Source organism: Rhizobium vallis (assembly GCF_003985155.1).
GTDB classification, from domain to species: Bacteria; Pseudomonadota; Alphaproteobacteria; order Rhizobiales; family Rhizobiaceae; genus Rhizobium; species Rhizobium vallis.
In genome coordinates this window covers 763,740-790,313 of sequence record NZ_ML133686.1, presented here as the reverse complement: position 1 = coordinate 790,313, position 26,574 = coordinate 763,740, and the positions used below count along the sequence as shown (strand labels likewise).

The 26,574-nt window shown below is 61.0% G+C and carries 33 protein-coding genes and 1 tRNA gene; 18 read left to right on the top strand and 16 right to left on the bottom strand.

What is annotated here, in order from left to right:
• Window positions 1-5: 5 nt before the first annotated feature.
• The 4 genes from pheS to infC all read right to left on the bottom strand — a co-directional run bounded on the left by pheS (window position 6) and on the right by infC (window position 2,719).
• Window positions 6-1,088, bottom strand: a complete 1,083-nt coding sequence (gene pheS, locus EFQ99_RS03880) for a phenylalanine--tRNA ligase subunit alpha (RefSeq protein ID WP_126919321.1) — start codon at window positions 1,086-1,088, stop codon at window positions 6-8.
• A 149-nt stretch (window positions 1,089-1,237) separates the two neighbouring features.
• Window positions 1,238-1,642, bottom strand: a complete 405-nt coding sequence (gene rplT / locus EFQ99_RS03875; protein ID WP_126919320.1) for a 50S ribosomal protein L20 — start codon at window positions 1,640-1,642, stop codon at window positions 1,238-1,240.
• Window positions 1,643-1,680: 38 nt separating this feature from the next.
• Complete coding sequence (gene rpmI / locus EFQ99_RS03870) at window positions 1,681-1,884, bottom strand: 50S ribosomal protein L35 (protein ID WP_003570998.1); 204 nt, start codon at window positions 1,882-1,884, stop codon at window positions 1,681-1,683.
• Window positions 1,885-2,182: 298 nt separating this feature from the next.
• Window positions 2,183-2,719 (bottom strand): translation initiation factor IF-3, encoded by a 537-nt coding sequence (gene infC, locus EFQ99_RS03865; RefSeq protein ID WP_245441437.1) that lies wholly within the window; start codon window positions 2,717-2,719, stop codon window positions 2,183-2,185.
• Between the two features lie 178 nt (window positions 2,720-2,897).
• Here infC and EFQ99_RS03860 point away from each other — a divergent pair, with 178 nt between their 5' ends.
• Both EFQ99_RS03860 and EFQ99_RS03855 read left to right on the top strand, forming a co-directional pair.
• Window positions 2,898-3,722: an alpha/beta hydrolase gene (locus tag EFQ99_RS03860; RefSeq protein WP_126919318.1), complete on the top strand. Its 825-nt coding sequence runs from the start codon at window positions 2,898-2,900 to the stop codon at window positions 3,720-3,722.
• A 159-nt stretch (window positions 3,723-3,881) separates the two neighbouring features.
• Window positions 3,882-4,481, top strand: a complete 600-nt coding sequence (locus tag EFQ99_RS03855) for a transglutaminase-like cysteine peptidase (RefSeq protein ID WP_126919317.1) — start codon at window positions 3,882-3,884, stop codon at window positions 4,479-4,481.
• Between the two features lie 165 nt (window positions 4,482-4,646).
• Here the strand turns inward: EFQ99_RS03855 and mbfA are convergent, their stop codons facing one another.
• Window positions 4,647-5,630, bottom strand: coding sequence for an iron exporter MbfA (gene mbfA / locus EFQ99_RS03850; protein ID WP_126919316.1), 984 nt, complete (start codon window positions 5,628-5,630; stop codon window positions 4,647-4,649).
• 171 nt (window positions 5,631-5,801) lie between these two features.
• On the opposite strand from mbfA, the gene EFQ99_RS03845 reads away from it, so the two are divergent.
• Complete coding sequence (locus tag EFQ99_RS03845; protein WP_126919315.1) at window positions 5,802-6,269, top strand: group III truncated hemoglobin; 468 nt, start codon at window positions 5,802-5,804, stop codon at window positions 6,267-6,269.
• A 2-nt stretch (window positions 6,270-6,271) separates the two neighbouring features.
• Here the strand turns inward: EFQ99_RS03845 and EFQ99_RS03840 are convergent, their stop codons facing one another.
• From EFQ99_RS03840 to EFQ99_RS03830, 3 genes are all read right to left on the bottom strand, one after another.
• Window positions 6,272-7,165, bottom strand: coding sequence for an EamA family transporter (locus tag EFQ99_RS03840; RefSeq protein ID WP_126919314.1), 894 nt, complete (start codon window positions 7,163-7,165; stop codon window positions 6,272-6,274).
• A gap of 93 nt (window positions 7,166-7,258) precedes the next feature.
• Entirely contained in the window at window positions 7,259-7,810 is a 552-nt protein-coding gene (gene recX / locus EFQ99_RS03835; RefSeq protein WP_126919313.1) for a recombination regulator RecX, read from the bottom strand.
• Between the two features lie 9 nt (window positions 7,811-7,819).
• Window positions 7,820-8,845, bottom strand: a complete 1,026-nt coding sequence (locus EFQ99_RS03830) for a histone deacetylase family protein (RefSeq protein ID WP_126919312.1) — start codon at window positions 8,843-8,845, stop codon at window positions 7,820-7,822.
• A gap of 145 nt (window positions 8,846-8,990) precedes the next feature.
• Between EFQ99_RS03830 and EFQ99_RS03825 the strand changes: the two genes are divergently transcribed.
• Window positions 8,991-9,602 (top strand): HAD-IA family hydrolase, encoded by a 612-nt coding sequence (locus EFQ99_RS03825; protein ID WP_126919311.1) that lies wholly within the window; start codon window positions 8,991-8,993, stop codon window positions 9,600-9,602.
• A 15-nt stretch (window positions 9,603-9,617) separates the two neighbouring features.
• Here EFQ99_RS03825 and EFQ99_RS03820 read toward each other — a convergent pair whose 3' ends face one another.
• A complete protein-coding gene (locus tag EFQ99_RS03820) occupies window positions 9,618-10,136 on the bottom strand; it encodes a GNAT family N-acetyltransferase (RefSeq protein ID WP_208722718.1) in 519 nt (172 codons plus the stop codon).
• A 29-nt stretch (window positions 10,137-10,165) separates the two neighbouring features.
• Window positions 10,166-10,735 (bottom strand): helix-turn-helix domain-containing protein, encoded by a 570-nt coding sequence (locus EFQ99_RS03815; protein ID WP_126919310.1) that lies wholly within the window; start codon window positions 10,733-10,735, stop codon window positions 10,166-10,168.
• Between the two features lie 129 nt (window positions 10,736-10,864).
• On the opposite strand from EFQ99_RS03815, the gene tenA reads away from it, so the two are divergent.
• From tenA to EFQ99_RS03795, 4 genes are all read left to right on the top strand, one after another.
• A complete protein-coding gene (gene tenA / locus EFQ99_RS03810) occupies window positions 10,865-11,563 on the top strand; it encodes a thiaminase II (RefSeq protein WP_126919309.1) in 699 nt (232 codons plus the stop codon).
• 76 nt (window positions 11,564-11,639) lie between these two features.
• Window positions 11,640-13,472 (top strand): translation elongation factor 4, encoded by a 1,833-nt coding sequence (gene lepA / locus EFQ99_RS03805; protein WP_064693444.1) that lies wholly within the window; start codon window positions 11,640-11,642, stop codon window positions 13,470-13,472.
• 56 nt (window positions 13,473-13,528) lie between these two features.
• Entirely contained in the window at window positions 13,529-13,759 is a 231-nt protein-coding gene (locus EFQ99_RS03800; RefSeq protein WP_126919308.1) for a type II toxin-antitoxin system CcdA family antitoxin, read from the top strand.
• Between the two features lie 16 nt (window positions 13,760-13,775).
• Window positions 13,776-14,048: a CcdB family protein gene (locus EFQ99_RS03795; protein ID WP_208722717.1), complete on the top strand. Its 273-nt coding sequence runs from the start codon at window positions 13,776-13,778 to the stop codon at window positions 14,046-14,048.
• 3 nt (window positions 14,049-14,051) lie between these two features.
• Here EFQ99_RS03795 and EFQ99_RS03790 read toward each other — a convergent pair whose 3' ends face one another.
• Complete coding sequence (locus EFQ99_RS03790) at window positions 14,052-14,504, bottom strand: GFA family protein (RefSeq protein WP_126919306.1); 453 nt, start codon at window positions 14,502-14,504, stop codon at window positions 14,052-14,054.
• A gap of 198 nt (window positions 14,505-14,702) precedes the next feature.
• The gene (locus tag EFQ99_RS03785) at window positions 14,703-16,094 is read right to left on the bottom strand and encodes an MFS transporter (protein ID WP_126919305.1); all 1,392 of its coding nucleotides are present in this window, start codon (window positions 16,092-16,094) and stop codon (window positions 14,703-14,705) included.
• A gap of 155 nt (window positions 16,095-16,249) precedes the next feature.
• Between EFQ99_RS03785 and EFQ99_RS03780 the strand changes: the two genes are divergently transcribed.
• Window positions 16,250-16,678, top strand: coding sequence for a winged helix-turn-helix transcriptional regulator (locus EFQ99_RS03780; protein WP_126919304.1), 429 nt, complete (start codon window positions 16,250-16,252; stop codon window positions 16,676-16,678).
• A gap of 46 nt (window positions 16,679-16,724) precedes the next feature.
• Here EFQ99_RS03780 and EFQ99_RS03775 read toward each other — a convergent pair whose 3' ends face one another.
• Together EFQ99_RS03775 and EFQ99_RS03770 are read right to left on the bottom strand one after the other, a co-directional pair.
• The gene (locus EFQ99_RS03775; RefSeq protein ID WP_126919303.1) at window positions 16,725-17,273 is read right to left on the bottom strand and encodes a sugar O-acetyltransferase; all 549 of its coding nucleotides are present in this window, start codon (window positions 17,271-17,273) and stop codon (window positions 16,725-16,727) included.
• Window positions 17,274-17,284: 11 nt separating this feature from the next.
• Window positions 17,285-18,022, bottom strand: a complete 738-nt coding sequence (locus EFQ99_RS03770) for a type 1 glutamine amidotransferase (protein WP_126919302.1) — start codon at window positions 18,020-18,022, stop codon at window positions 17,285-17,287.
• Window positions 18,023-18,146: 124 nt separating this feature from the next.
• Between EFQ99_RS03770 and EFQ99_RS03765 the strand changes: the two genes are divergently transcribed.
• Entirely contained in the window at window positions 18,147-18,440 is a 294-nt protein-coding gene (locus EFQ99_RS03765; protein WP_071084390.1) for an Rdx family protein, read from the top strand.
• A 26-nt stretch (window positions 18,441-18,466) separates the two neighbouring features.
• Here the strand turns inward: EFQ99_RS03765 and EFQ99_RS03760 are convergent, their stop codons facing one another.
• Window positions 18,467-18,880, bottom strand: a complete 414-nt coding sequence (locus EFQ99_RS03760; protein WP_126919301.1) for a BA14K family protein — start codon at window positions 18,878-18,880, stop codon at window positions 18,467-18,469.
• Window positions 18,881-19,047: 167 nt separating this feature from the next.
• On the opposite strand from EFQ99_RS03760, the gene EFQ99_RS03755 reads away from it, so the two are divergent.
• Window positions 19,048-19,134, top strand: a tRNA-Leu gene (locus tag EFQ99_RS03755).
• A 123-nt stretch (window positions 19,135-19,257) separates the two neighbouring features.
• Here the strand turns inward: EFQ99_RS03755 and EFQ99_RS03750 are convergent.
• Window positions 19,258-19,554: a DUF982 domain-containing protein gene (locus EFQ99_RS03750; RefSeq protein WP_126919300.1), complete on the bottom strand. Its 297-nt coding sequence runs from the start codon at window positions 19,552-19,554 to the stop codon at window positions 19,258-19,260.
• A 343-nt stretch (window positions 19,555-19,897) separates the two neighbouring features.
• On the opposite strand from EFQ99_RS03750, the gene rfbF reads away from it, so the two are divergent.
• The 7 genes from rfbF to EFQ99_RS03715 all read left to right on the top strand — a co-directional run bounded on the left by rfbF (window position 19,898) and on the right by EFQ99_RS03715 (window position 26,573).
• A complete protein-coding gene (gene rfbF / locus EFQ99_RS03745; RefSeq protein ID WP_126919299.1) occupies window positions 19,898-20,671 on the top strand; it encodes a glucose-1-phosphate cytidylyltransferase in 774 nt (257 codons plus the stop codon).
• The gene (rfbG, locus tag EFQ99_RS03740; RefSeq protein WP_126919594.1) at window positions 20,662-21,726 is read left to right on the top strand and encodes a CDP-glucose 4,6-dehydratase; all 1,065 of its coding nucleotides are present in this window, start codon (window positions 20,662-20,664) and stop codon (window positions 21,724-21,726) included. Before rfbF ends, rfbG begins: the two co-directional genes overlap by 10 nt.
• The gene (locus EFQ99_RS03735; RefSeq protein WP_126919298.1) at window positions 21,723-22,958 is read left to right on the top strand and encodes a class I SAM-dependent methyltransferase; all 1,236 of its coding nucleotides are present in this window, start codon (window positions 21,723-21,725) and stop codon (window positions 22,956-22,958) included. Before rfbG ends, EFQ99_RS03735 begins: the two co-directional genes overlap by 4 nt.
• On the top strand, window positions 22,955-23,497 hold the full coding sequence (gene rfbC, locus EFQ99_RS03730; RefSeq protein ID WP_126919297.1) for a dTDP-4-dehydrorhamnose 3,5-epimerase: 543 nt from the start codon (window positions 22,955-22,957) through the stop codon (window positions 23,495-23,497). The genes EFQ99_RS03735 and rfbC overlap by 4 nt, the downstream gene beginning before the upstream one ends.
• Window positions 23,494-24,741 (top strand): glycosyltransferase family 2 protein, encoded by a 1,248-nt coding sequence (locus tag EFQ99_RS03725; RefSeq protein ID WP_126919296.1) that lies wholly within the window; start codon window positions 23,494-23,496, stop codon window positions 24,739-24,741. The genes rfbC and EFQ99_RS03725 overlap by 4 nt, the downstream gene beginning before the upstream one ends.
• Window positions 24,742-24,844: 103 nt before the next feature.
• On the top strand, window positions 24,845-25,990 hold the full coding sequence (locus EFQ99_RS03720; protein ID WP_126919295.1) for a DegT/DnrJ/EryC1/StrS family aminotransferase: 1,146 nt from the start codon (window positions 24,845-24,847) through the stop codon (window positions 25,988-25,990).
• Between the two features lie 43 nt (window positions 25,991-26,033).
• Entirely contained in the window at window positions 26,034-26,573 is a 540-nt protein-coding gene (locus EFQ99_RS03715; protein WP_126919294.1) for a GNAT family N-acetyltransferase, read from the top strand.
• Window position 26,574: the final 1 nt, after the last annotated feature.

Genomic DNA, 26,574 nt, shown 5'->3' with positions numbered 1-26,574 from the left:
TCCGTTCAAGCGCTGAGGCCGCCGAACAGCGTCGGCATGTCGAGCGGGCGGAAGCCGTAATGCGTCATCCAGCGGACGTCGGCGTTGAAGAAGTCGCGCAGGTCGGGCATGCCGTATTTCAGCATGGCGATGCGATCGAGGCCCATGCCCCAGGCAAAGCCCTGATATTCGTCCGGATCGAGCCCGCCGTAACGCAGCACGTTCGGGTGGACCATGCCGCAGCCGAGGATCTCCATCCAATCGGTGCCTTCGCCGAACTTGACGATCGGGCCGGAACGGTCGCACTGGATATCGACCTCGAAGGAGGGCTCAGTGAAGGGGAAGAAGGACGGGCGGAAGCGCATCGTCACGCTGTCGACCTCGAAGAAGGTCTTGCAGAATTCCTCGAGCACCCAGCGGATGTTGGCGACATTGGCCTTCTTGTCGATGACAAGGCCTTCGACCTGATGGAACATCGGCGAATGCGTGGCATCCGAGTCCTGGCGATAGGTCTTGCCGGGAATGATGATGCGGATCGGCGGTTTCTGCGTCTCCATGGTGCGCACCTGCACCGGCGAGGTATGGGTGCGCAGCACCTTGCGCTCGCCATTCTCATCCGGATTGAAGAAGAAGGTGTCATGCATCTCGCGGGCGGGATGGCCTTCGGGGAAATTCAGCGCGGTGAAATTGTAGTAGTCGGTCTCGATATCGGGACCTTCGGCGATCGAGAAGCCCATGTCGGCGAAGATCGCGGTGATCTCATCGACGATCTGGCTGATCGGATGGATGCGGCCGCGCTCGGCGGGCGAGGAGCGCACCGGCAGGCTGACATCGACCGTCTCGGCCTTCAGCCGCGCATTGATCGCCTCTTGCTTGAGCGTCGTCTTACGGGCGGCGAGCGCCTCGGTCACCGCGTTCTTCAGAACGTTGATTGCAGCGCCCTTGGTCTGGCGTTCCTCCGGCGTCATGGCGCCGAGCGTCTTCAACAGTTCCGAGACGGAGCCCTTCTTGCCGAGGGCGGAAACGCGCACGGCTTCGAGTGCCGCTTCGTCATTGGCGGCGGCGATTTCCGCGAGCAGCGATGAGTTGAGCTGGTCGATATCTGACATTGTCACTTCTTTCCGTCCAGTATCAGGCGGGAGATCGGGAGGCAGGCGGCGCCGGCCAGCGCAAGGAATATAAAGAAAGAAAAACCCGCGCCAGCCCAAACCAGCGCGGGTTTCCCAAAATCATAAATTCAAAGCTTGGGAAGCGCTGGTTAACGAACCGCGCCTTCAAACTCGTTAACAGTGCCGGTTTCCTTGAGGTACTCAAGGGCCTTCTTGGCGGCAGCAACCAGGGCGCCGAATGCTTCCGGCTCGTGGATCGCCATATCGGAGAGAACCTTGCGGTCGACTTCGATGCCAGCCTTGTTCAGGCCGTCGATGAAGCGGCCGTAGGTCAGGCCGAATTCGCGCACAGCAGCGTTGATGCGCTGGATCCAGAGCGCACGGAAGTTGCGCTTGTTGACCTTGCGGTCGCGGTAAGCGTACTGCTTCGAACGGTCAACAGCAGCCTTGGCGGTGCGGATGGTGTTCTTGCGGCGGCCGTAAAAGCCCTTTGCGGCCTTCAGAACCTTCTTATGCTTGGCGTGGGCGGTGACGCCTCTTTTTACACGTGCCATGTCATGATCTCCTTAAATCTAGCGTTCGCGGACGAGTCTCAGAGACCGTTCGGCAGGTAATTCTTGATAACCTTGCGGCCATCCGGTTCTGCGAGAACCATGGTGCCACGTGCATCGCGAATGAACTTGTTGGTACGCTTGATCATGCCATGGCGCTTGCCGGCAGCGGCAGCCTTGACCTTGCCGGTTGCGGTGATCTTGAACCGCTTCTTGGCAGAGGACTTCGTCTTCATCTTGGGCATTTTGCTACTCCTTCTGTCCTCCCTGCGCGCTTTATCGAAAAAGCCCTCCTCGCGAAGTCCGGTTCTCCGGCCGTCGCAACAAGGTGCGGGAGCGTTTGTTGTTGATCTGCGGCACCGGCGACGAACCGTTCCGCAAGCATTCGAAACTGCCACGGCATGCCCTGCCGGTCAGTTCGGACGCGCGCTTATAACCGCAGCGTCCTGAAAGTGCAACGGGGCCGCGGGAGGAATCTTCACGTGACCCGAAAGCACAAAAGCCGCCCTTGCGGACGGCCTTGGGCGAAAAAATGCCCGGCGCTTACTTCGGCGCCAGCACCATCATCATCTGGCGGCCTTCGAGCTTGGGTTCGGCCTCGACTTTGGCGAACTCGGTCGTATCAGCCTTGACCTGCTGCAGAAGCTTCATGCCGAGTTCCTGGTGGGCCATTTCGCGGCCGCGGAACTTCAGCGTCACCTTGACCTTGTCGCCTTCATCGAAGAAACGACCCATCGCCTTCATCTTCACCTCATAGTCATGGGTGTCGATGTTCGGGCGCATCTTGATTTCTTTGACTTCGACGATCTTCTGCTTCTTGCGCGCTTCGGCAGCCTTCTTCTGGTTGGCATATTTCAGCTTGCCCAGATCGAGGATCTTGCATACCGGCGGTTCGGCATTGGGGGAAATTTCGACGAGATCGAGGCCGGCTTCTTCCGCCATTCTCAAGGCCTGGTCGGTAGGCACGACGCCCATATTCTCGCCGTCAGCCGCGATCAGCTGAACTTTGGGAATGCGGATTTCACGGTTCGACCGCGGTCCGTCCTTCACGGGCGCGTCGGTTTTAAAAGGTCTGCGAATGGTCGTATTCTCCTCGCGTTGTTTCGGAATGTTGCAGCCTCGCGCTCCCATATCAGGGTGCACAAACGTGTCGCGTCATCGCTGCAACGGAGTCAATATCATCCTTTAGCGGAAAAATCACCCGCTGTCAGCCTGCCAAGAATCTGTTTTATAGGCCAAAATAATAGGAGTTTCGCCGATGTTCGATCATATGCCCGATGCCCAGCCGCAGTTCTTGACGGTCGGCGAGGGCGAGGCAGCGCGTGAGATCGCGATCCTCGTCCGCCCGGCTGAGGCCGGCAACGACGCACCGGCGCTGGTCTGGCTATCCGGCTACCGCTCCGACATGAGCGGCACCAAGGCGTTGGAACTCGACGGGCTGGCGGGCGAACTTGGGCTTGCCTGCATCCGCCTCGACTATTCCGGCCACGGACTTTCCGGCGGCAGCTTCCGCGACGGCACGATCTCGCGCTGGCTGGAGGAGGCGCTTGCCGTCATCCGCCACCTCGCGCCGGAACGGGTGATCCTCGTTGGCTCCTCGATGGGCGGCTGGATCGCATTAAGGCTGGCGCAGGAGCTTGCGCGCCATGGCGGGCCGAAGCTCGCAGGGATGGTGCTGATCGCCCCGGCGCCCGATTTCACTTCCGAGCTGATCGAACCGAACCTGACGGCCAAGGAGCGCAAGTCGCTTGCAGAGCGCGGCTATTTCGAAGAGCACTCGCAATACAGCCCCGAGCCGAACATCTATACCAGAGCGCTGATCGAGGATGGGCGTCAGAACCGCGTGCTCGACGGCATCATCGAAACAGGCTGCCCGGTGCATATTCTGCAAGGTATGAAAGACCCCGACGTGCCGCATGCGCACGCGATGAAACTTGTCGAGCATCTTCCCGCCGACGACGTCGTGCTGACCCTCATCCGCGACGGCGACCACCGCCTCTCCCGCGCGAGCGATATCGCGCTCCTCGTCAGTGCCGTCAAAGGCATCATCCGTTCATCGACAAGTATGGAGAAGCCTGTTTGAACGGCGCCGCCGCGCAGTCCGAACAGGTTCGCGGTCGCGTTGCATTTTAACCATGTCAGCGAGTTGCTAGAACCTCGCAAGAAGTAACGATTGACTCTTCTCGGCCCTCTCCGTTAACACTTTGTTAATAAATAAGGGGCGATGCGAGGAAGAGCGGGCGTGCGGATCAAGGGTATTTTTGTGGCCATGACGGCCATGTTTGCGATGGCGACGGCCGCCATACCGGCCCCCAGCAGAAATGCTTCCATGGTAACAGGCAATGCCACCTCCCAGCCGATCGGCCACTACGATTTCTGTCAGATCCACCGCAATGAATGCGGCGCGAACCGCAATTCCGGCCCGGTCGAGATGACCCCGGCAAGGTGGTCTATCGTGCGTTCGGTCAACGCCACTGTCAACCGCACGATCACGCCGATGACCGACAAGGAAATCTACGGCAAGGACGAGGTCTGGGCCTATCCGACCACGGCCGGCGACTGCGAGGACTTCGCGCTTCTGAAGCGCCGCATGCTGATCCAGCGTGGCTTTTCGGCAGCCGACCTGCTGATGACCGTCGTGCGCAAGCCTGACGGTGAAGGCCATGCCGTGCTGACGCTGCGCAGCGCCGAGGGCGATTTCGTGCTCGACAACCTCGCCTCCGATGTCAAGCCGTGGTTTGCGACGCCCTATTCGTTCGTGAAGCGTCAGTCGAGCTACAATGCCGGCCGCTGGGTCACCATCGAGAACGGCCGCGACGTTCTGGTCGGCGCGCTGCGCTGAGGATTTCCAAGGGGATGCGGGGAAAGGCCGGCAGTTTGCCGGCCTTTTTTTGTTTAGCAGGTTTGAAAGACGTGGCGCCGTCTCCTGGCCCTTCGCTTGGCTCAGGGCGTTCGTCGCTGCAATCGATTCACTGGATCGATTGCTCGGGCTGCGCCCGACCGCAACTCACCCATTCCCAATCAAGATACCTGCGCCGAGAACCAGGCCGCCGCCGAGGACCACCTGGAAGGCGGCGCGCAGGAAGGGCGTTTCCATGTAGCGGTTCTGGATGAAGGCGATCGCCCAGAGCTCGAAGAAGACGATAACGGCGGCGGTGATCGTTGCGGTCCAGAAATGCGGGATGAGATAGGGCAGCGCGTGGCCGAGGCCGCCGAGCGCCGTCATGATGCCGCAGGCAAGGCCGCGCTTGACCGGCGACCCTCGTCCAGAAATCTTGCCGTCGTCATGGGCAGCTTCGGTGAAGCCCATCGAGATGCCGGCGCCGACAGAGGCCGAAAGGCCGACGAGAAAGGTCTGCCAGGTATCCTGCGTGGCGAAGGCGGCGGCAAAGATCGGCGCCAGCGTCGAGACGGAGCCGTCCATCAGCCCGGCAAGACCCGGCTGCACATAGGTGAGCACGAACTGCCGGCGCACCGTCTCGTCCTCGGCGTGCTTGACGTCCTCGGGCGTGTGCTTGTCACCCAGCATGCGGGCAATGTCCTCATGGCCCTGTTCGGCAAGCGCGAGATCGCCGAGAAGCTCACGCGTCGAAGCATCCGAGGTCCGCTTTGCCGCCTCGACATAGAAGCGGTAGGCCTGCTCCTCCATCGCCTCGGTTTCCTGCCGCATCGCGTCCAGCGACAGGTTTGCCCGCAGCCAATCGGGCTTGCGCTCGTAGAAGCCCTGCACGTGTTCGCGCCGGATCAGCGGGATTCGCTCGCCGAAACGCTGGCGATGGATTTCGATCAACGATTTTCGATGCGTATCCTCAACCTCGGCCATGTCCTCGAAGACCTTGGCCGAGGCCGGAAATTCACGGCGCAACGTGTCGGCATAGGCGAGATAGATGCGGGCATCGTCTTCTTCGGAGGCAATCGCAACAGCGAGGATCTCCTGCTCGGACAGCGACTCGAAAGTTCGTTTCGAGGATCTGAAAAACCGCGCCAGCATGACTCTCTCCAATTTTTAGAATAATTCTAAATCTAAAGAAGGAGGTGGTGACGGTCAAGGGCATGGAACAGGCCAGCTGACAGATTGCCGCAAGCCGGCACGGGCGACTTTGGCTCGTCGACATAAACACCTATATGAGGGCTGCCGCATCACGCGGCGCCGGGATTTATGATGAACAATGAGATTCAGGGCCGACCTGCCCATGTCGCCGCGATCCGCGAAAAGGCGGAGGCCGAGATGCGGGCAATTGGCGTCGACGAGGCCTTTATCGGCAGGCTGGTCGAGACCTTCTACGCCCGCGTGCTAGCGCATCCCGATCTTGGCCCGGTGTTCGACGCCAGGCTCTCCGGCCGCTGGCCGGCGCATATGGAAAAGATGAAGAGCTTCTGGTCGGCCGTCGCCTTCCGCAGCGGCGCCTATGGCGGCAAGCCGGTGCAGGCACATACGGGCGTTGCGAACCTGACGCCTGATCTCTTTCCGAAATGGCTGTCGCTGTTTGCCGCAACGCTGGACGATATCGCCCCGACGCCGGAAGCCAAGGCCTGGTTCATGGCGACGGCGGAGCGGATCGCCAAAAGCCTGACGCTATCGCTGTTCTACAATCCGGCGCTCGACGACCCGACGAAGAAGACGGGCTGAGCTCACTGCCTTGCGGAAAAGGTGGCGCCTGCGCTTGCGGCAACGACCAGGGCCGTTCCGCCCATCTGCAGAAATGTCATAGGCTGGGCCAGGATGACGAAGCCTGCAAGCGCGGCGATGGCCGGCTCGAGGCTCATGAGAATGCCGAAGGAGGCTGTCGGCATGCGCCTCAACGCGGTCAGTTCCAGAGTGTAGGGCAGCAGCGGCACGAGAATGGCAAGGCCCGCCATTTCGATCAGGCCATAGGCATCAAGCTTCGGCACGGCACCGGCGAAACCGAAGGGTGTCGCGACAAGGGCGGCAACCATCAGCGACATGGAAAGTCCTTCCAACCCCTTGAAGCTCGCACCGATCTTTTTCGTCAGGACGATATAGATCGCCCAACCGGTTCCCGCGCCGAGCGCGCAGAAAATACCTTCGATATTGCCGACCCAACCTTCGCCGTCATGAGCAAGAGCCAAAACGCCAAGTGCGGCAACGAGAGGCCAGACAAGACGCCGGCTGAGGCCGTAGCCGATGGTCGCCACGGAAAGCGGACCGAGAAAATCGATCGCCACGGCAAGACCGAGCGGAATGCGCTCGATCGCCGCGAAGAAACTCATGGTCATCAGCGCTGTCGTGGTGCCGAGAACCACGGCACTGGTCCACTGCGCCCTGTTGTAGCTCAAGATGCGCGGCCGCACGACGACGGCCAGAATGACGGCGGCAAAGGCGAGGCGCAGCCAGGTGGCGCCGGCCGATCCATATGTGGCGATGGCCGAGGAAGAAAGCGCTGCGCCGAACTGGATCGATGACATCGACATCAGGCACATCAGTGCGCCGGCCGCCATGCCGCCGAATGCCGTTGATGCCTCTGCGGTCAGCGTGCCCGCTCCAGCATTCGCTTTTTCTTCCATGTTCATCTCCGATCGCGCGCTCTTCTTACGAAGATGGTTTGCGAGCGACAAATTCAAACTTCTGATCCAGTCAGCAAGAGGCCTGATGCAATATCAGAGACGGCCGGCGAAGATGACCTCCTCGGCGTCTTCGAAACTCATGTCGAAAACCTTCCTGCCGATGTCGAAGCTGAAGCCGTTGCGGGCGAAAGCCGAAAGCTCTTTCGCCTTGCGCTTTTCGTCGAGTTCGACCCGGCGAAAGGGACCGAAGGCGCGCTTGCGGGCAAATATCGCCGCCGCATAGAGATCGTCGGCCGCCTCGAGTGCCGCCTCGACTTTGTCGCTGGAGACGCCCTTTACAGCAAGCTTCTGGGCGATGGCGCGCTTCGATTTGCCACCGCGCACGGCAGAGCGCGTGCTGATCTCCGCATAGGCGCTATCGTCGAGCACCTTGTTGTCATAGGCGAATTTGACGGCGAAATCGGCAACGGCCTTGAGTTGTGCCACGCTGATATCCTCGAATTTTTCCTTCGCCTTGCGGGTAATGGCGTCGAACAGCTGCTTTTCCGTCATCATCCGCCGCTCCAAGCGATAGATGGCGGAGTTGCGCGCCCAGCTCAGCATGCGGGATGTCGGAAGATCGGAGGGATCAGTTTCATCGGTCATCGGCAATGATCAGGCTTCCAGACCCTTGAGCACATTGGCGACGTTGAGGCCTATCTCCGGCACGCCGTAACCGCCCTCCATGCAGGTGACGACAGGCAGGCCGGCGGCGGAGATCATCTCTCCCATGCGAATGAAGTCTTCCGATTTCAGCTGGAAGAAGGAGATCGGATCGCGCTCGAAAGTATCGACGCCGAGGGCCACGACGATCGCTTCCGCGCCAAAGGTTTTGATGCGGGCGAGCGCATCGGCAAGCGCCGAAGACCAAACCTCCCAGGGCGTGTGGGGTGGCATCGGATAGTTGCGGTTGGCGCCGGCGCCCTCCCCTTCGCCTTCCTCGTCGGCATGGCCGAGGAAATAGGGAAAGGCCTGCATGGGATCGCCGTGCAGCGAGGCGGTGAAGACATCACCTCTATGATAGAAGAGATCCTGCGTGCCATTGCCATGGTGGAAATCGACATCGAGCACAGCGACCTTTTTCGCGCCGTGATCGAGCAGACGCTGTGCCGCAACGCCTGAATTGTTGATGAAGCAATAGCCGCCAAAGAGATCGATGCCGGCATGATGGCCGGGCGGGCGACAGAGCGCGAAGGCGAAGCGATTGCCGGCATTCAGCCAATCCGCGCCCGTCAGGGCACAGCGCATGGAAGCGATCGCCGCCTCGTAGGAGCCTTTGGTGATCGAGGTGTCGGCGGCGTTGGCGTAGTGCCCGATTGCGCCGACGATATTGTCGGGCACGCGCTGGCTGGTGCGGCGGACGGGAAAGGAATTGGCAATCGCCTCACCCTCGAAGCCGGCTGCGACCCAGCGGTCCCAGACGGTGGCAAGAAAATCCAGGTAGGCGGGATCATGCACCTTCAGCGCCGTTTCCAGCCCCTGTGCATCGGGTGCCGCGACATCGGTAAAGCCCGCCTCCTTGACCGCCGCCAGGATCCATTCGGCGCGGAACGGCGCCTCGAAGGGTGTCACCAGCTGGCCGGCGTAGAGCTCCGTCCTGGCATCGCGCAGCTTGTGGTCTTCGGAATAGATGACGCGCATTTCAGATCCATTTCTTCGCGGGAATCGATCGGAGAGATCGAGATTTACATGGGTCGAGACCAACAAAAAAGCGGTACCATGCACTTGATGGCCCAGGAAACGACGCCACCTTCGCCCGTGTTTTCAGAACGAGGAAATTTTCCGTATGAAAGTGCTGATGGTCGATGTCGACGGCGTGCTCGTTCATGGTCGTCCAGCCGACGGCCTGCCGCACTTCACCTATCTGGAACGCGATCTCGGGCTGCGCGTCGACCTCCTGCAGAAGGAGTTCTTCCAGACTCACTGGGGCGATATCATCGTCGGTCGCGAGCCGCTGGAGCCGAGGCTCGCCGGCGTGCTGGAAAAGATCGCGCCCCACCTCAGCGCCGCGACGCTGATCGACTACTGGTTCGAAAACGATTCCCGCCTCGATCTCAACTTGCTGGAGGAACTCGCGGCTCTGAGGCAAAGCGGCATCACCCTCTTGCTCGCGACCAACCAGGAGCATAGGCGGGCGCGCTACCTGATGGAGCAGGCCGGCCTTAGCGCGCATTTCGATGATATCATCTATTCCGCAGCGCTCGGACACAGCAAACCCTCGCCCGATTTCTTCCGGCTGGCGACCGAGCGTGCCGGCGTGCTGCCGGGCGAGATCGCCTTCATCGATGATATGGCGATGAATATCGAAGCGGCGCGGCAATTCGGCTGGAATGCAGCGCATTGGACGGCGGGCGCGACGCTTGGCCTGGCATTCCCGGCATTCGCGGGGCCGGCATAAGCGGGGCCGGCGCGATCAGGCAATCTGTTTGTAGAACAGGGTAGTGGCGCAAAAGCCGCCTTCCGGCCACAGCGCATAATCCGGGATGACGCCGACACGCTGCCAGCCCAAGCGCGGATAAATCGCCTCGGCATCGCTGCCCGTCGCCGTGTCGAGCACCAGCAGGGTCTTGCCGCGCCTTGCCGCCTCGCGGTCGGCGGCTTCCATCAGCAGGCGCGCCAAACCATGACCGCGGGCGGAGCGGTGGACCAGCAGCTTCTTCAGATCGCCGCGATGCGGCTGGTTCGGCATCTGGGCAGCGCCGACCTGTACGGTGCCGACAATCTTGCCATGCAATTCGGCGACAAATAGCAGAGTGGCGTCGTCAGCCACGGCTTCGGCGACACCACGCCAATAGGGTTCAGCATCCGCAGGCGAATAGGGTTGCATGAAACCGACCGAGGCGCCGCCGTTGACGCAATCGGCAAGCACTTCGCAAAGGTCCGGAATGGCCGTATGGGTCTCGGCAGCGGAGAGAAGGCGGATGGTCGGCAAGATGGTCCCCTGATAAATGAGTGTGTGAATTAACGGCCGCCGCGGTCCAGCACGACGCAATAGCGTGCCGGCGCGTGACCCGGATTGTGAAAGACATGGCCGTCGCCAACCGGCATGAAGAGGCAATCGCCGGGCTTGAGGCGGTGGACGATTTCGCCGACCGTCATTTCCAGTTCGCCATCAAAGAGCCAGACATGCTGGGTCATGCCACGGCTCGCCGCATGCGGCGGGAAGCTGATCCGCGCGCCAGCGGGAAACTCGACATCGACGATATCGACATCCGAAGCCGTGCCCGGCGGCGAGACGGCGCGCCTGAGATAACTGGTTTCGGGATCGCGCCAGACCTGCTGATCCTGACGACGGGAGAGCGGCGAGACCTCCTGCCCGTCCTCAGCGAAGAAGGCCGAGAGCGACAGACCGAGGGCGGCGCAGACCCTTGCCAGCAGCGAAGCGGTGGGACTCGCCTCCGCCCGCTCGATGCGCGAGATCATCGCGCGGCTGACGCCGGAGGCCGTCGCCAGCTCATCCAGCGTCAGGCCCTTTTCCAGCCGCAGCTTGCGGACGCGAATGCCGATCGCCTTTTCGAGTTCCTGTTCCATTTTGTGATCCGTGATTCTACTATAAGAGAAATACAAGATCCAATGATGGAATCAAGCCCCTACTTGGCGGCCTTGCTTTCACCACAGCGCGGTCGATATATGGCAGCGCATTCAAGAGCGGAGGACAGTATGGACGGCATGACGCAAGGCACTGAAACGACGGGAAGCTTCACGGCTGCCGCCTGGGACCGGATCGCGCCCATCATGGCCGAGATCGAGCGCCTGCCGCTGCTGGAGCGGCTTTCGGACGGCACGCTGCCGCCGGAGGTTTTCCGCCACTATATTCTGCAGGATGCGATCTACCTGAAGCATTATGCGCGATGCCTCGCCATCGTCGCGGCCAAGGCGCCTGATAATGCGCAGGTGCTGCGCTTTCTTGGCTCGGCGCAGAAGGCCATCACCGTCGAGCAGGGCCTGCATGCCGGCTTCCTCACGCAGTTCGGCATTACATCCGCGGATGTCACTGCGGCCGAGCCCTCGCCTGCCTGCTTTGCCTATACAAACCTCCTGCTTGCCACCGCCTATCACAGCTCCTACGCGGTTGCGCTTTCCTCGATCCTCCCATGCTTCTGGATCTACTGGCATGTCGGCGAAGGCATCAAAAACAAGCCCGCTACCGAGGGCAATGTGTTCCAGGCCTGGATCAACACCTATGGCGATCCGCAGTTCGCTGCCGGCGCCCGGGAAGTCATCGCTTTGACCGACATTGCCGCCCGCGCCGCGTCGGAGACGGAGCGCGCTCAAATGACTGACGTTTTCGTCCGGGCCTCGCAATATGAATGGATGTTCTGGGATTCGGCCTGGCGGCTGGAGACGTGGCCGGTCTGACCCCCGTCGCGCCGACTGCAAAATAGCGTAAACAGCGGGATAATTACCGCTTTGCGGCAAGGGACGGCGCTGCTATATGGCGCGCATGAGCACCAATTCGACCACTCCGCTTTCCCATATCCGCAATTTTTCGATCGTGGCCCACATCGACCACGGCAAATCGACGCTGGCCGACCGCCTGATCCAGACGACGGGCGGCCTTGCCGAGCGCGAAATGTCCGAGCAGGTGCTGGACAATATGGATATCGAGCGCGAGCGCGGAATCACCATCAAGGCGCAGACAGTGCGCCTGCACTACCAGGCAAATAACGGCGAGAAATATATTCTCAACCTCATCGACACGCCCGGCCACGTCGACTTCGCCTATGAAGTCTCGCGGTCGCTGTCGGCCTGCGAGGGCTCGCTGCTCGTCGTCGACGCCAGCCAAGGCGTGGAAGCGCAGACGCTCGCCAATGTCTACCAGGCAATCGACAACAATCACGAGCTCGTCACCGTGCTCAACAAGATCGACCTGCCGGCCGCCGAACCCGACCGCATCAAGGAACAGATCGAGGAAGTGATCGGCATCGACGCTTCGGAGGCCGTGCTGATTTCGGCCAAGACCGGCCTCGGCATTCCCGATGTGCTGGAGGCGATCGTCAACAAGCTGCCGGCGCCGAAGAGCCCGGGCGGCGAGAAAGCGCCGCTGAAGGCGCTGCTCGTCGACAGCTGGTACGACACCTATCTCGGCGTCATGGTTCTCGTGCGCATCATCGACGGCGTGCTGACCAAGGGCCAGACGATCCGGATGATGGGCACGGACGCGAAATACCAGGTCGAGCGCGTCGGCGTGCTGACGCCGAAGATGGTCAATGTGGACAGCCTTGGCCCCGGCGAAATCGGCTTCATCACCGCCTCGATCAAGGAAGTGGCCGATACCCGCGTCGGCGACACGATCACCGAGGACAAGCGGCCGACGGCGCAGGCGCTGCCGGGCTTCAAGCCGGCGCAGCCGGTGGTGTTCTGCGGCCTCTTCCCGGTCGATGCCGCTGATTTCGAGGATCTGCGCGCCGCCATGGGCAAGCTTCGCCTCAACGACGCCTCCTTCTCCTTCGAGATGGAATCGTCGGCCGCCCTCGGCTTCGGCTTCCGCTGTGGCTTCCTCGGGCTGCTGCATCTCGAAATCATCCAGGAACGGCTGGAGCGCGAGTTCGATCTCGACCTCATCGCCACCGCACCCTCCGTCGTCTACAAGATGTACATGACCGACGGCACGGAGCGCGAGCTGCACAATCCGGCTGACATGCCCGATGTCGTCAAGATTTCCGAAATCCACGAGCCGTGGATCCGCGCGACGATCCTGACGCCGGACGATTATCTCGGCGGCATCCTGAAGCTCTGCCAGGACCGGCGCGGCATCCAGATCGAACTGACCTATGTCGGCACGCGCGCGATGCTCACCTACGACCTGCCGCTCAACGAAGTCGTCTTCGATTTCTACGATCGGCTGAAGTCGATCTCGAAGGGCTATGCCTCTTTCGACTATACGCTGACCGACCACCGCGAGGGCAACCTGGTGAAGATGTCGATCCTCGTCAACGGCGAGCCGGTCGACGCGCTGTCGATGATGGTGCACCGCACAGCCGCCGAAAAGCGCGGCCGCGACATGTGCGAGAAGCTCAAGGAGCTGATCCCGAAGCACATGTTCAAGATCCCGATCCAGGCAGCCATCGGTGGCAACGTCATTGCCCGCGAGACCATCTCGGCGCTGCGCAAGGACGTGACCGCGAAATGCTACGGCGGCGACGCCACCCGCAAGCGCAAGCTGCTCGACAAACAGAAGGCCGGCAAGAAGCGCATGCGCCAGTTCGGCAAGGTCGAGATTCCGCAGGAAGCGTTTATTGCGGCGTTGAAGATGGGCGACGAATAACGCTTCTCAACAATATCTTATGCGCATATGATCTGCGCATAAGATGGGAGATCGTTATGGCTCATCGGCCAAGAAAAGCAGCGAACCTGTCTCTTGATGAAGGCCTCGTGTCCCAGGCACGCGAGCTTGGCATCAATATATCCCGGGCGGCGGAAGATGGAATCGCAAAGGCCATAAAGGCGGAACGCGAGCGGCTGTGGCGTATCGAGAACGCTGAGGCTATTGCCGCTTCCAATGCCTATGTCGAAAAGCACGGTCTGCCATTTCAGAAATATCGACAGTTCTGATCATGTTTACAATCTCATGCATACCGATGCGCTTGCCCTCGATCTGCAGTCCGACTTGCTTGGCGAGCTGACAACGCGGACCATGGCGCCGATGCTTCCATTGGAAGCTCTTCCCAAAATCATGCGTCAACTCAATCCACAATTCGTGATCAATGACCTGCCCTATGTGATGGCTACCCAATTCACCGGTGCAATTTCCGTAAAGGAGATTGGAGGCGTGATGGCGGATCTCACCGCCGACAGTGATCGCATTATCGCCGCCGTCGATTTTCTCTTCCAGGGGTTCTGAGTTTCATCCCCTGCCCATATACTCCTTCACCAGCCCCTCATACGCGCTCATCTCAGGCAGCGCCTCGTAACTGTGCACCGCCCCGGTCTCTGCGAATGACAGTTTCTCTCTCGTCCATGTCTCGATGAAGGGCGTGAACCAACTTGGGTCGTCGAGCATAGTCGCGCGCAGATTGACGAACCAGTCCATGTCTTCCGACCGAGTGAACATCCAGCTCATGCAGTACGGGCAGAAATAATGCTTGGTCAGGCCGCGCAGGCCGCCGATCACGGGCTCGCCTTTGGTGACTTCGAAGCCTTCGCTGGGGATTGCGGCGCTCAGCGAATAGGCGCTCGCGGTCATCTTCTGGCACCCCGTGCAATGGCAGGCCATGGTCAGCAGCGGCGGGGCGCTGATCTTCAACCGCACCTGGCCGCAACGGCAGCCGCCTTCCATGGGTAGTGTTCGCTCGCTCATGATTTCCTCCCCGTTTCGCCTTCTGATCTAGCGGAGCTTCTCGTCGTTGTCGAGATGATGACAAGGCTACTCGCTAAACGAGTGACCTTGTCGAGAGCCTTAGAGCGGGTCCGCTTATCATGGAAGCGCGGAACCGCTCTAACTTGTTGATTTACGCAACTCCCGGCAAAACCGCTTCGCGCTTTGCCTGGAATTGCTCTAGGCAACAGCCTCACGGCGGGAGCCGTCACGGCCGCGCAAGCCCGTCGCCATGACGAGCGCGCCAAGCGCAGCCGCGGCAAGCGGCACCAGAAGGGCCACGCGCAGGGATTCCAGCCGGGCTTCGGGAGAGATCGCGTCACCCAGCATATAGGCGCCGATGGCGCTGACGCCGGAAAGACCGAGTGCGGCGCCGAACTGGATCGCCGTGTTGACCAAGCCGCTCGCAAGCCCGTGCTCGTCTTCGGCGATGCCGTCGGTCGCAACGATGGTCAGCGGGCCGTAGCCGAGCGCGAAGGCAAGGCCGAGCAGCAGCATCGACGGGAACATCGCGGCATAGGTCCAGTCGAAGCCCATGCGCGAGAATAACCCATAGCAGGCGAGCGCCAGCAGGAAGCCGGCGAGGATGACGCGAACATTGCCGAAGCGATCGACGAGCCGTGGTGTCAGGATCGGCGCGACCACCGCATCGATGCCGATCGCCATCAGCGCCAGGCTCGTCTGCATCGGCGTCCAGCCGAGTAGTTCCTGCAGATAAAGCGAGGCGATGAACTGGAAGCCGAAAAACGAGCCGGCAAAGAGCAGGGCGCCGAGATTGGCGCGGATCAGGGCGCCTGAGCGCAGGATGCCGAGGCGCACCAACGGGGCGGACGAGGCGCGCTCGATCAGGATGAAGGCAAGCCAGAGCAACGCGCTTGCCGAAAAGACGGCCATCGTCCATTGCATGCCCTCGCCCGGATGTTCGAGCCGGGTGACGCCGTAGGCGGCAAGCAGCATGGCGCCGGTCAGCGCGATTGCGCCTGGAATATCGAATTTTCCGCGGTCGGTTCCCGCATCCCTGTCTGTGATGAGCCGGGGGCCGATGGCAAGCAGGATCGCCGCCAGCACCACCGGCGCGAAGAACACCCAGCGCCAGTCGATGGCGGCAAGCAGACCGCCGGCGACGAGGCCGAGAGAGAAGCCAGCCGAGGCCGTCGATGCATAGATCATCACCGCCCGGTTGCGCTGCGGTCCCTCGGGGAAATTGGCGGTGATGAGCGCAAGGCCCGCTGGCGTCATGAAGGCGGAAGCGGCACCGGTGACGAAGCGGGCGAGAAGAAGCATCCAGCCCTCGCTCGCAAAACCGCCAAGACCGGAGAAGGCGAGGAAGACGGCAAGCGCCGTCAGGAAGACCCGTTTCTTGCCGAAGATATCGGCGGCGCGGCCGCCCAGCAGCATGAAGCCGGCATAACCCAGCACATAGGCGCTGACGACGGCGCTGAGCGTCGTTGTCGACAGGCCGAGATCGGCGCGGATCGCCGGCAGCGCGATGTTGAGCATGGCGACATCGATGCCCTCGAGGAAGATCGCGCCGCAGAGCACGATCAGCGCCCCGGCTGCGCGGGCGCTCATGCGCCCTTCAGCTGCTTTGGTTGGGGAAGATGGGGTGGACATGGAATCCGTTCCTTCGGTTGACGCGCTGAAACAACGGGCGGAGGCACTAAGTTACTTTTCATGCCTCAGTTCCCTCTTGTAACCGAGGCTTAGTTAGGACATGATCCGACGCCATGGAAGAAGGCACTTCAAACTCACCGAGTGACATTTGCAGCACCGACAGGGACTATGACGTCCTGCAATGGGATGCGCGCGAGGAGTGCGAGGTTCGGCAGATCCTCGACCGGATCGCCGACAAATGGTCGCTGCTCGTCATTGCGCTGCTCGAAAAACGCACGCTTCGCTTCACCGAATTGAAGAGGAATATCGACGGCATCAGCCAGCGCATGCTGACGACGACGCTCAGGCACCTGGAGCGTGACGGCATCATCGAGCGCACCGTCTATCCCGTCGTGCCGCCGAAGGTCGATTATGCATTGACCCCGCTTGGCTGCACGCTGCACGAGACGATCCGTTCGCTGGTGCTGTGGACCGAACAGAACCAGGCGGACATCATCGCCGCGCGGCAACGCTACGATATGCGGGCTGCCGACGGTATGTAGCCGGCAAATGATATCCGTCCCGGTCCTGCACTGGGATGGATGGGCGTTATCTGATGCGCGCCGGGTTGCCGACCACGGTAGCGCCTGCCGGCACATTCTTCGTCACGACAGCGCCGGCGCCAACGATCGCTCCATCACCGATCGTCACCCCGCCAAGGATGATCGCGCCGCCGCCGATCCAGACGTCACGGCCGATGACGACAGGCCGGGCGATCTCGATGCCCGTGCTGCGAAGCGCCGGATCCTTGTGATGTTCGGCGCAATAGATTTGCACGCCGGGGCCGAACATGCTGCGATCACCGATGGTCACCCGGCCGGAATCGAGAATGGTGCAGGCGGCATTGAAATAGACGCGTTCGCCGAGCGTGATATTGATGCCATAGGAGCAGTGAAACGGCGCCTCGATGAAGATATCGGGTGCTGTCTGCGCAAAGAGTGCCCTCAGGGCAGGCGCCATCGCGCCGCGTTCGTCCGGCGGCAGCGTATTGTGCGCGTGGACGGCCAAGCGCGCCTGCCGACGCAGGAGATCGAGTTCATCATCGAGGCAGCAATACCATTCGCCTGCCGCCATCTTTTCGCGTTCGGTTGCCGGCATCACATCGCCCCTCACGCAGAGGCCTGCGATAGTATTTCGATCTCTTGCCGCTCGATCAGGCTGACCCAGGCGCGCGCAATGGCAAGACCCGCAGCATCGGCGGCCCGGCTATATCTCGCCGCCAGTTCGGCGTGGTTCTCCAGCCAGCCGGGCGCGATGCGCTCGATCGTCTCGGGGAATTCGGCCTTCCATTGTTCGACGACCGCTGAATTGGCCTCGAAATGGAACTGGGTGCCATAGGCGGCGCGGCCGATGCGGAAGGCCTGATTCTCGGCGACGGAGCTCGAGGCCAGACGTGCCGCGCCCGCGGGCAGGGAAAACGTGTCGGCATGCCATTCGAAGACGGTGAACTCCCCGCCAAGCGCCGACAGCAGCGGATCGGCCCGCCCCTCGGCGGTGACGCCGATCCCGTGCCAGCCGAATTCACGGGCAGCACCCAGCAGATTGTCGGCGCCGTAGGCGCGGGCAAGAATCTGGCTGCCGAGGCAGATGCCGAGCACAGCCTTGCCGGCATCGCCGAAGCGGCGCGCAAGCCGGGCGAGCTCCGGCAGATAGGGATGCGTCTCGTCATCCAGCGCGCTCTGCTCACCGCCGAGAACGACGAGCGCGTCATGGCCGGATATGTCGTTCGGCAGGATGCAGTCCCGCCACACCCGGAACCACTCGATCTCTGCTCCGGCCTCGTCGAGTGCCGTGGCAAGCGCACCGAGGCCGGTATTCCTCATGTTTTCGATGACTGCGACGCGCATGAGCTTTCCCTGGTATGGTCGACGAGGCGAAGAGACCATGCCGGCGGGCGGCGTGCAAGATGCTTGTGCGTGATTGCGTGGGCGCGCCACGGGGCTTAAATCAATGTAACGAAAGGAAATCGCCATGACCGAAAAAGCCCGCGTCTCGATCCTCTACTGCACCCAGTGCAACTGGCTGCTGCGCGCCGCCTGGATGGCGCAGGAGCTGCTGCACACCTTTTCCGACAGTCTCGGCGAAGTGGCGCTGATCCCCGGCACCGGCGGCAATTTCGAGATCCGAGTCAACGGCGATCTCATCTGGGAACGCAAGCGCGACGGCGGCTTTCCCGGGCCGAAGGAGCTGAAACAGCGGGTCCGCGACATCGTCGAGCCCGGCCGCGATCTCGGCCACGTCGACCGCGCCTCGCTGGAAAGCTGACCGGCTCAGCGCCAGCGCGAGCGACCTCAGCGATAGGGCGAGCGGCAGACCCTGTAGACGCCCTCATAGGTGAGGAAGTGATCCGTCCTCGGATTATAGGAGCGGTATTCGTTGGTGCACCAGGCAATGTGCTTGTTCGGATCCTGCGGCTGGACTCGGCGCACCGGCGGCGGATCATAGGTCAGCTGCGGCGGCCCGGCAGCCCCCGGCAGATAATAGGTCGGCCCCGCGCCCCTCGGCCGGTAGTTCGGCTGGACATAGGCAGGGCGATGCCATTGCTGCGGCCCGAAACCGAAGCAGCCGCGAAAATCGCAGAGCGTCGACCCGGTGTTGACCGGCCCGAGGCCCGGTTTACCCAGCGTCAGCGAATCGGCTCCCGCCACGGCAGGCGCGAAAACAGCCAGAAGACCGGCGAGCAGAAGCGTGCGGGGAGCGAACATGATGCATTCCTTTCGGTATTTCCCTTATATAGGGCGTGCTGAGCGTAGCGCTATGCCCGCCCTCCGGCCCTCCCCGCATGTGATCGGCTGCTTTTTCGCCAACTGTCAGGAAAACTTCAAAAACCCAGTTGACAGTCAGGAGCCGCCCCCTTACATCGCTCTCCGTCGCCCAGATGGCGGAATTGGTAGACGCGCCAGCTTCAGGTGCTGGTACCCGAAAGGGTGTGGAGGTTCGAGTCCTCTTCTGGGCACCATTCCATTCTTGATCGCTACCAAGATCAAGGAGTTAAGTCTTTTCAACCAGGTTGCTCGGTTGGCACTTTGTAACAAAGGCCATAGACGAGCTGCGTTGCCTAGACGTCTGGTCCCAGGACCTCTCACGCGGCCATGTGCGGTGTCGTCTGCCTGCTGTCAGAGATAACTGACAAAACCGCAATGCCGGCTTCTCTGGCGGCGCTGAGAAGCAATTCCCTCAACTCGTCCATTCCCGCCTGCCCCGTGATCGCGTCAGCGCAGGCCTTGACGGCCGTTACGTATTCCTCTCCATCCTCAAGCGGCCAGTCCGTCATCAAAACTTCGGCTGCGTCTCGGAGCGTCCTGACAACCCGGTGCTTTCGCCGATCGCCGAGAAAGAAAACAAGAGGCGCAAAATCCGCCGGTGTGTTCCATTGCATGGCATTTTCTCCCCAAGGGTTAGAATATTAGTAACAATGCAAGAAGAATGCCAGAGGAGGTGGAGCGGTTTCGTCATCCGATAGAACCGCTCTCTATGAACGGTCTCGACATCCGCTGGATAACTGGTGCGGAAGCGGTTCCATTGTTCTGCGCACGGCCTGCGGAAAACGCGGCTGCCTCTCCCGACACCCCGCAAGCCTCGCACAAGAACGAAATCGGATACCGGCACCAGGATGGCCATACGGTCGTTCCGCCTGTGGAGAGCCCCCGCATGTCGGCCAATCTCGCCGGGCGCCGACCGGAAGCCGTAATTGTTTCCAAACACTCTGGAGTTCGCTTGGGATGAAAGTCGTAATTCTCGCCGGTGGTCTGGGATCGCGCCTCGCCGAGGAGACCTCGGTGCGCCCCAAGCCGTTGGTCGAGATCGGCGGCATGCCGATCCTTTGGCACATCATGAACATTTACGCCCATCACGGGCTCGATGATTTCATCATCTGCGCCGGCTACAAGGGCTATATGATCAAGGAATATTTCGTAAACCTTGTTCTGCACCACAGCGACGTCACCGTCGACCTCGCGGCCAACAGCATCCAATATCACGGCGGCAAACGCCCGAACTGGCGCGTGACCGTGGTCGATACCGGCGTGCATTCGATGACCGGCGGCCGCATCGGGCGCGTTCGCGACCATCTGACGCCAGGCGAACCCTTCTGCATGACCTATGGTGACGGCGTCGGCGATATCGATATTGCCGCCGAAGTCGCCTTCCATCGCGATCATGGCCTGAAGGCCACCATGTGTGCGGTGACACCGCCCGGCCGCTTCGGCGCCACCAATATCGAAAATGACGTAGTGACCGCCTTCATCGAGAAGCCGAAGGGCGACGGCCAGCGGATCAATGGCGGCTTCTTCGTTCTCGACCCGTCGGTCATCGATCTCATTGGCGGAGACGAGACGATCTGGGAAGCCGGACCGCTGGAATGGCTGGCGACGAACAAGCAGCTTGCAGCCTTCCGTCACGACGGCTTCTGGCAGCCGATGGACACGCTTCGCGAGCGCCACCAGCTCGAAGAACTCTGGAGCTCTGGAAAGGCACCGTGGAAAATATGGGCCTGACGAACTTCTGGAATGGCAGGCGCGTATTCCTGACCGGACATACCGGATTCAAGGGATCCTGGCTTTCTCTCTGGCTGGAAAAGCTCGGAGCAGAGGTGTCGGCCGTGTCGCTGGAGCCCGAAACCAATCCTTCCCTCTATCTGCGGCTTTCGCCTTGGAACGGGCAAAACCATCACATCGCCGACATTCGCGACGCGGCGGCGTTCAAACAGCGCCTCATCGCCTTCGAGCCGGAAATCGTCATCCACATGGCAGCGCAGGCGTTGGTGCGACGCTCTTACAAAAATCCTGCCGAAACCTTCGCAACCAATGTCATGGGAACCGCGAATGTTCTGGATGCGGTCCGCGAGACATCCTCGGTCAAAACGGCTCTCGTCATCACATCAGACAAGGTCTACGCCAACAACGGCAGCGGCGTTCCCTTCATCGAGACTGATACGCTTGGCGGCAAGGACCCCTACTCCAACTCCAAAGCCTGCACTGAACTTGTCGTCCAGAGTTACCGCGACAGCTTCTTCAAGGAGCGCGACATCAGGATCGCCACCGTGCGCGCCGGCAATGTCATCGGCGGCGGCGACTGGTCGAGGGATCGGCTAATACCGGATTTCATCCGCGCCTTCGAAAGCAATCAACCGATTCTGCTCCGCTATCCCGAAGCAATCCGCCCATGGCAACATGTGCTGGAGCCGCTCGGCGGTTATCTCGCTTTTGCCGAAGCGTTGACAGTTGCCGGCGAGAGGGAACTGCCCGAGGCTCTCAATTTCGGTCCCGATCCGCAGAGCTTCGCGATGGTTTTCCAGCTTGCGGAGGCACTCGGCTTCGCCCATGGCGTGAACAATGTCTGGAAGCCGGCGCCGGGAAAACATCTGCCGGAGGCGCCTGCCCTTACACTGAGTTCGGACTTGGCGCTCTCCGCCATCGGCTGGCGTCCGCGCCTCAACCTGCAGCAGACAATCGACTGGACAGCCGCCTGGTACAAGGCCAACCGCGAGGGCGCCGACATGCGCGCATTCTCGCTCGACCAGATCGCGGCCTATGAGGAAACATTATCATGACAGCGCACAATTGCCGGTTCTGCAACGCTCCGCTGAAGCATCGGTTTGTCGATCTGGGCTCGACGCCGCTCGCCAATGCCTATCTGACGGAAGAGCAACTCAGGCAGCCCGAGCCGTCCTATCCGCTGCGGGCCTTCGTCTGCTCGGAATGCTGGCTGGTACAGGCCGATGCCTTTGTCCCGCCGGAGGATATCTTCAGCCACTACGCCTATTTCTCCTCCTACAGCGACAGCTGGGTAGAGCATGCCCGCCAGTTTACCGTCATGGCGCGCGAGCGCTTCGGCCTCGGTGAGACATCGCAGGTCATCGAGGTGGCAAGCAACGACGGTTACCTGCTGAAGCATTTCGTCGAGGCCGGCGTGCCGGTGCTCGGCATCGAGCCGGCCGAGAACGTCGCTGACGTGGCGCGGCAAATCGGCGTTCCAACGGAAGCGCGCTTTTTCGGCAAGGAAACGGCTGCCGACCTCGTCTCCCGCGGCCTTGCCGCCGATATCGTCATCGGCAACAACGTGCTGGCGCATGTGCCTGACATCAACGACTTCGTCGGTGGTCTCTCTGGCGTTCTGAAGCGCGACGGCGTGGTCAGCGTCGAATTCCCGCATCTGCTGCGGCTGATGGAAAATATCCAGTTCGACACCGTCTACCACGAGCATTTCTACTATCTGTCGCTGCTAGCGGTCGAAAAGGTCTTCGCGGCGCACGGCCTCAGGGTGTTCGACGTTGAAGAATTGCCGACACATGGCGGCAGCCTGCGTGTGCTCGCCTGCCGGACGGCCTCTACCACCCATGCGACCTGCCCGGGCGTTGCCAAGGTGCGCGCGGACGAAGCGGCTGCCGGCTTCGACGCGGTGGAGACTTACGAGTCCTTCCAGAGCCGTGTGGCGCCGATCAAGGATGGGCTGCTTGCCTTCCTTAATGAAGCCAAACGCAACGGCAAGACGGTTGCAGCCTATGGCGCCGCCGCCAAGGGCAATACGTTGCTGAACTTCTGCGGTGTCGGCACCGACCTCATCGACTATGTCGTGGATCGCAACCCGCACAAGCAGGGCCATTTCCTGCCGGGCAGCAAGCTGCCGATCTACGCGCCGGAAAAGATGGACGAGACGAAGCCGGACTACGTTCTCATCCTGCCGTGGAATATCAAGAACGAAGTCGTCGCGGCCAACGGCAGGGTCGGCGCTTGGGGCGGACGCTTCGCTGTCGCCGTGCCGGAACTGACGGTGATCGGATGAAATTCGTCCCGACCGCGGTTTCAGGTGCTTTTGTCGTCGAAGTCGACGCGCGCTCCGACGAACGCGGACTGTTCGCGCGGACTTTCGATGCCAAAAGCTTTGCCGACCACGGTCTCGTGCCTGTCTACCTGCAGTGCAATGTCTCGCAGAACCACAAGCGTGGGACGCTGCGCGGCATGCATTACCAGGCCGATCCCCGGCCGGAGATCAAGCTGGTGCGCGCCACACGTGGCAGGGTCTTCGACGTGGCTCTCGATCTGAGGCGGGACTCCCCGACCTACCTCAATTGGGCTTCCGTAGAGCTCGATGCGGCCCGTCACAACGCCTTCTACATTCCCGCCGGTTGCGCACATGGCTTCCTGACGCTCGAGGACGACTGCGAACTCTTCTACCAGATGTCGGAAGTCTATGTGCCGGAGCTAGCCCGCGGCGTCCGCTGGGACGATCCCGCCTTTGCCATCGCCTGGCCGTTTACGCCGAGCGTCATCAGCGAGCGCGACGCCGCGCTTGAGAACTACAGCCAGGAGCCTGCCCCTTGAGCGCGATAAAACTCAGCGTCTGCATTCCAACCTATAATCGCGAGTCCTATCTGCGTAGCGCCCTCGATCGCTTCCTGACACATTACAGATTCGATTTTCCCTACGAGGTCGTGATTTCCGACAACGCCTCGACGGACAACACGACTGAGGTCGTGGAGGAATACATCACCAAGGGCGTCCCCATCAGCTACTATCGCCGAGAGACGAATGGCGGATCGCTTGCCAATACGATCTGCGCCTTCCACCAGGCTGTTGGCGAATATGCCATCTATCACGCCGATGACGACTTTCTCGCACCCGAGGGCCTGATCGAAGCCGTCAGATATATGGACGCAAATCCCGACGTCTCGGTCTGCCAGGCGCCCTGGCATTTCTACGACGAAGTCAACGACAAGGATCTGTACCAGTTCTACACCATCGAAAAGGCAGTAAAGTTCGCCCAACGCAGCTTTGTGGAAGTCTTCCAGTTCATATGTGAGCGCCATATCTTTCCTGAGATCGGTCTCTACCGGGCTTCGGCCCTGCGCTCGTCCTGGGTTCCCCGCGAATTCTGCTTCTGGGCCTTCTCCTACCTCGCCCATTTCCTCGATCAGGGCGCAGTCGTCTTTCTTCCAAAACCGTTCTACCGGTCTGTCGCAGTCTCCAAGATCGCACCGAACCGGCAACAGGCCGGCAACGACGATGTCATGACATCCTGGGACAAATATCGCGGGGGGCTGGAATACTTCCTCCATATTGCCGCGAAGCGGGGCAATCTGTCTCTTACCACGGAGTCGCGCTTGGTCTTCGAGGAGCTTTGCAAGACCTTTACGCTCAACCGCATGTCGGTCGCGATCCGTTTCTGGGCGCAACGCAAAGACTTCATCAAAGCCTATGAACTCTACACCCGCATGTCGATCGGCGGCATGGCGAATCATCCGGAATTGAGGGCCTTGAAGGATAAGCTACCGCTGATGGTGGCGCTGCAAACTCTCGCCTACCATGCCACGGCGACGGCGGGGATCACGCATCTGATGCTCTGCGGCGTGGCCGACAAGAAGGCCCTGGAGGAAATGCTCTACGACCTCGGACTGGCGGCCGAGATAAGAGTGGTCTCAGAGCCGAAGGTGCACAATCCCGATCAACTCAAGAAAACGGTGGTCTTCCTGGCGGACGCGGCGCGCCATCAGCAGTTCGTGGGGCTTGGCTACAAGCCCAATCTCATTTTCAGCGAGCAGGACCTGACCCAGCACGTAATCATCTAAGTCGGGGGACCGGCGTGACTAAGCCTCGCGCCAGTTTCATTCGTTAAACCAGATCCAATCTGCCTCAGTTGCGAGTTTCGGGCGCACATTCAGAGAACCAGGCATGAGCAACAGAATATTCTATACAAAGCCCTCGATTACCGCGCTTGAGACGGAATACGCGGCAGATGCCGCGGCCAATGGCTGGGGCGCGCGTTGCTATGACTATATCATCCGGTTCGAGCGCGATTTCGCGACCTATCTCGGCAGCTCACATGCAATCGCAACATCAAGCTGCACCGGCGCCATGCACATGGGCCTGTCGGCCCTTGGCGTCGGCGCCGACGACGAGGTCATTCTTGCCGACACGAACTGGGTTGCCACAGTTGCGCCGATTGTGCATCTCGGTGCCAAGCCGGTGCTGGTCGACGTATTGCCAGACACCTGGTGTATCGACCCGCTTGCAGTCGAACGCGCCATAACGCCGCGCACGAAGGCAATCATCGCGACGCATATTTACGGCAATCTGTGCGATATGGACGCGCTGATGGACATCAGCCGGCGAACCGGAATTCCTGTCATCGAAGACGCGGCAGAGGCGATCGGCTCGGTTTGGCACGGACGTCGTGCGGGTTCGATCGGTGTCTTCGGGACCTTTTCCTTCCACGGTACCAAGACGCTGACGACAGGCGAAGGCGGGATGTTCGTCACCAGCGACGCGGCGCTTTACGAGCGGGTCTTGACGCTCAGCAATCACGGTCGCGCACGCGGGCAGACCAAGCAATTCTGGCCCGATGACATCGGCTTCAAATACAAGATGTCGAACATTCAGGCGGCGATCGGATGTGCCCAATTGGAGCGCATCGAAGACCTTGTCGCCCGAAAGCGCGACATCCTCGCCTCCTATATGGTTCGGCTGTCGGCACTCAATGGCATCAGCATGAACCCCGAATACACAGGCACGATAAACGGCGCCTGGATGCCGACTGCCGTTTTTCATCCCGCAACCGGCATTACGCGGGAGATGCTTCAAGACGCCTTCAACGCCGCCAATATCGATGCGCGCGTCTTCTTCCACCCGCTTTCAAGCCTCTCGATGTTCGAAGATCGGCCTGAAAACGTCAATGCCTGGAGCATTCCGGAGCGGGCGATCAATCTGCCGAGCTATCACGATATGAGCGAAGCCGATATCAACCGCGTCGCCGATGTGCTCATCGCCATCGCGCGCGGCCAGCAGAACGGCGACAGCCGCATCCGGCAATCAGCATGACGCGCGGCACACGCTCAGTCATTCCGGCAAGAGGGCCCATGCCATGAATGCGCCGTTGGCTCACGCGCCTTCTCCCACGGTCACCTTCACGGATATTGTCGAAGAGCATTTACCGCAGCTTTTCGAATTGCGGCGCGACTTGTCGTTGCAGGCTTTGCTGCTCACTATCCCAGATGGTCTTGATGAGGCAACTCTGCGCGCATGGGTGGAGCGCAGGAAGGCTGAGACCGGCGGCATGTTCCGGATGATTATCGATCCTGCCAGCGGCGAAGCGCTAGGTTTTATCCAGGTCAACAGTGTCCATCGCAAGAACCGTACAGGCTACGGTGGTATCTGCCTCGCAGCAAAAGCGCGCAACAGAGGCCTTGGCCAGGCGGCGTTGCGTGAACTCATCAAAGTTGCCGACGACGAGCTCGGGCTCATCAAGCTGCTCTCCGAAGTGCGGGCCGACAACTTCGCTGCACTTCGTGCTCACCTGTCTGTCGGCTATCGCCTTGTCGGCACGCTTGAGAACCATTTTACGGACGGCAAAGGCAAGGCATACAACGTCTTCCTGCTCGAACGCCGACTAGGCGAGGCGTGAC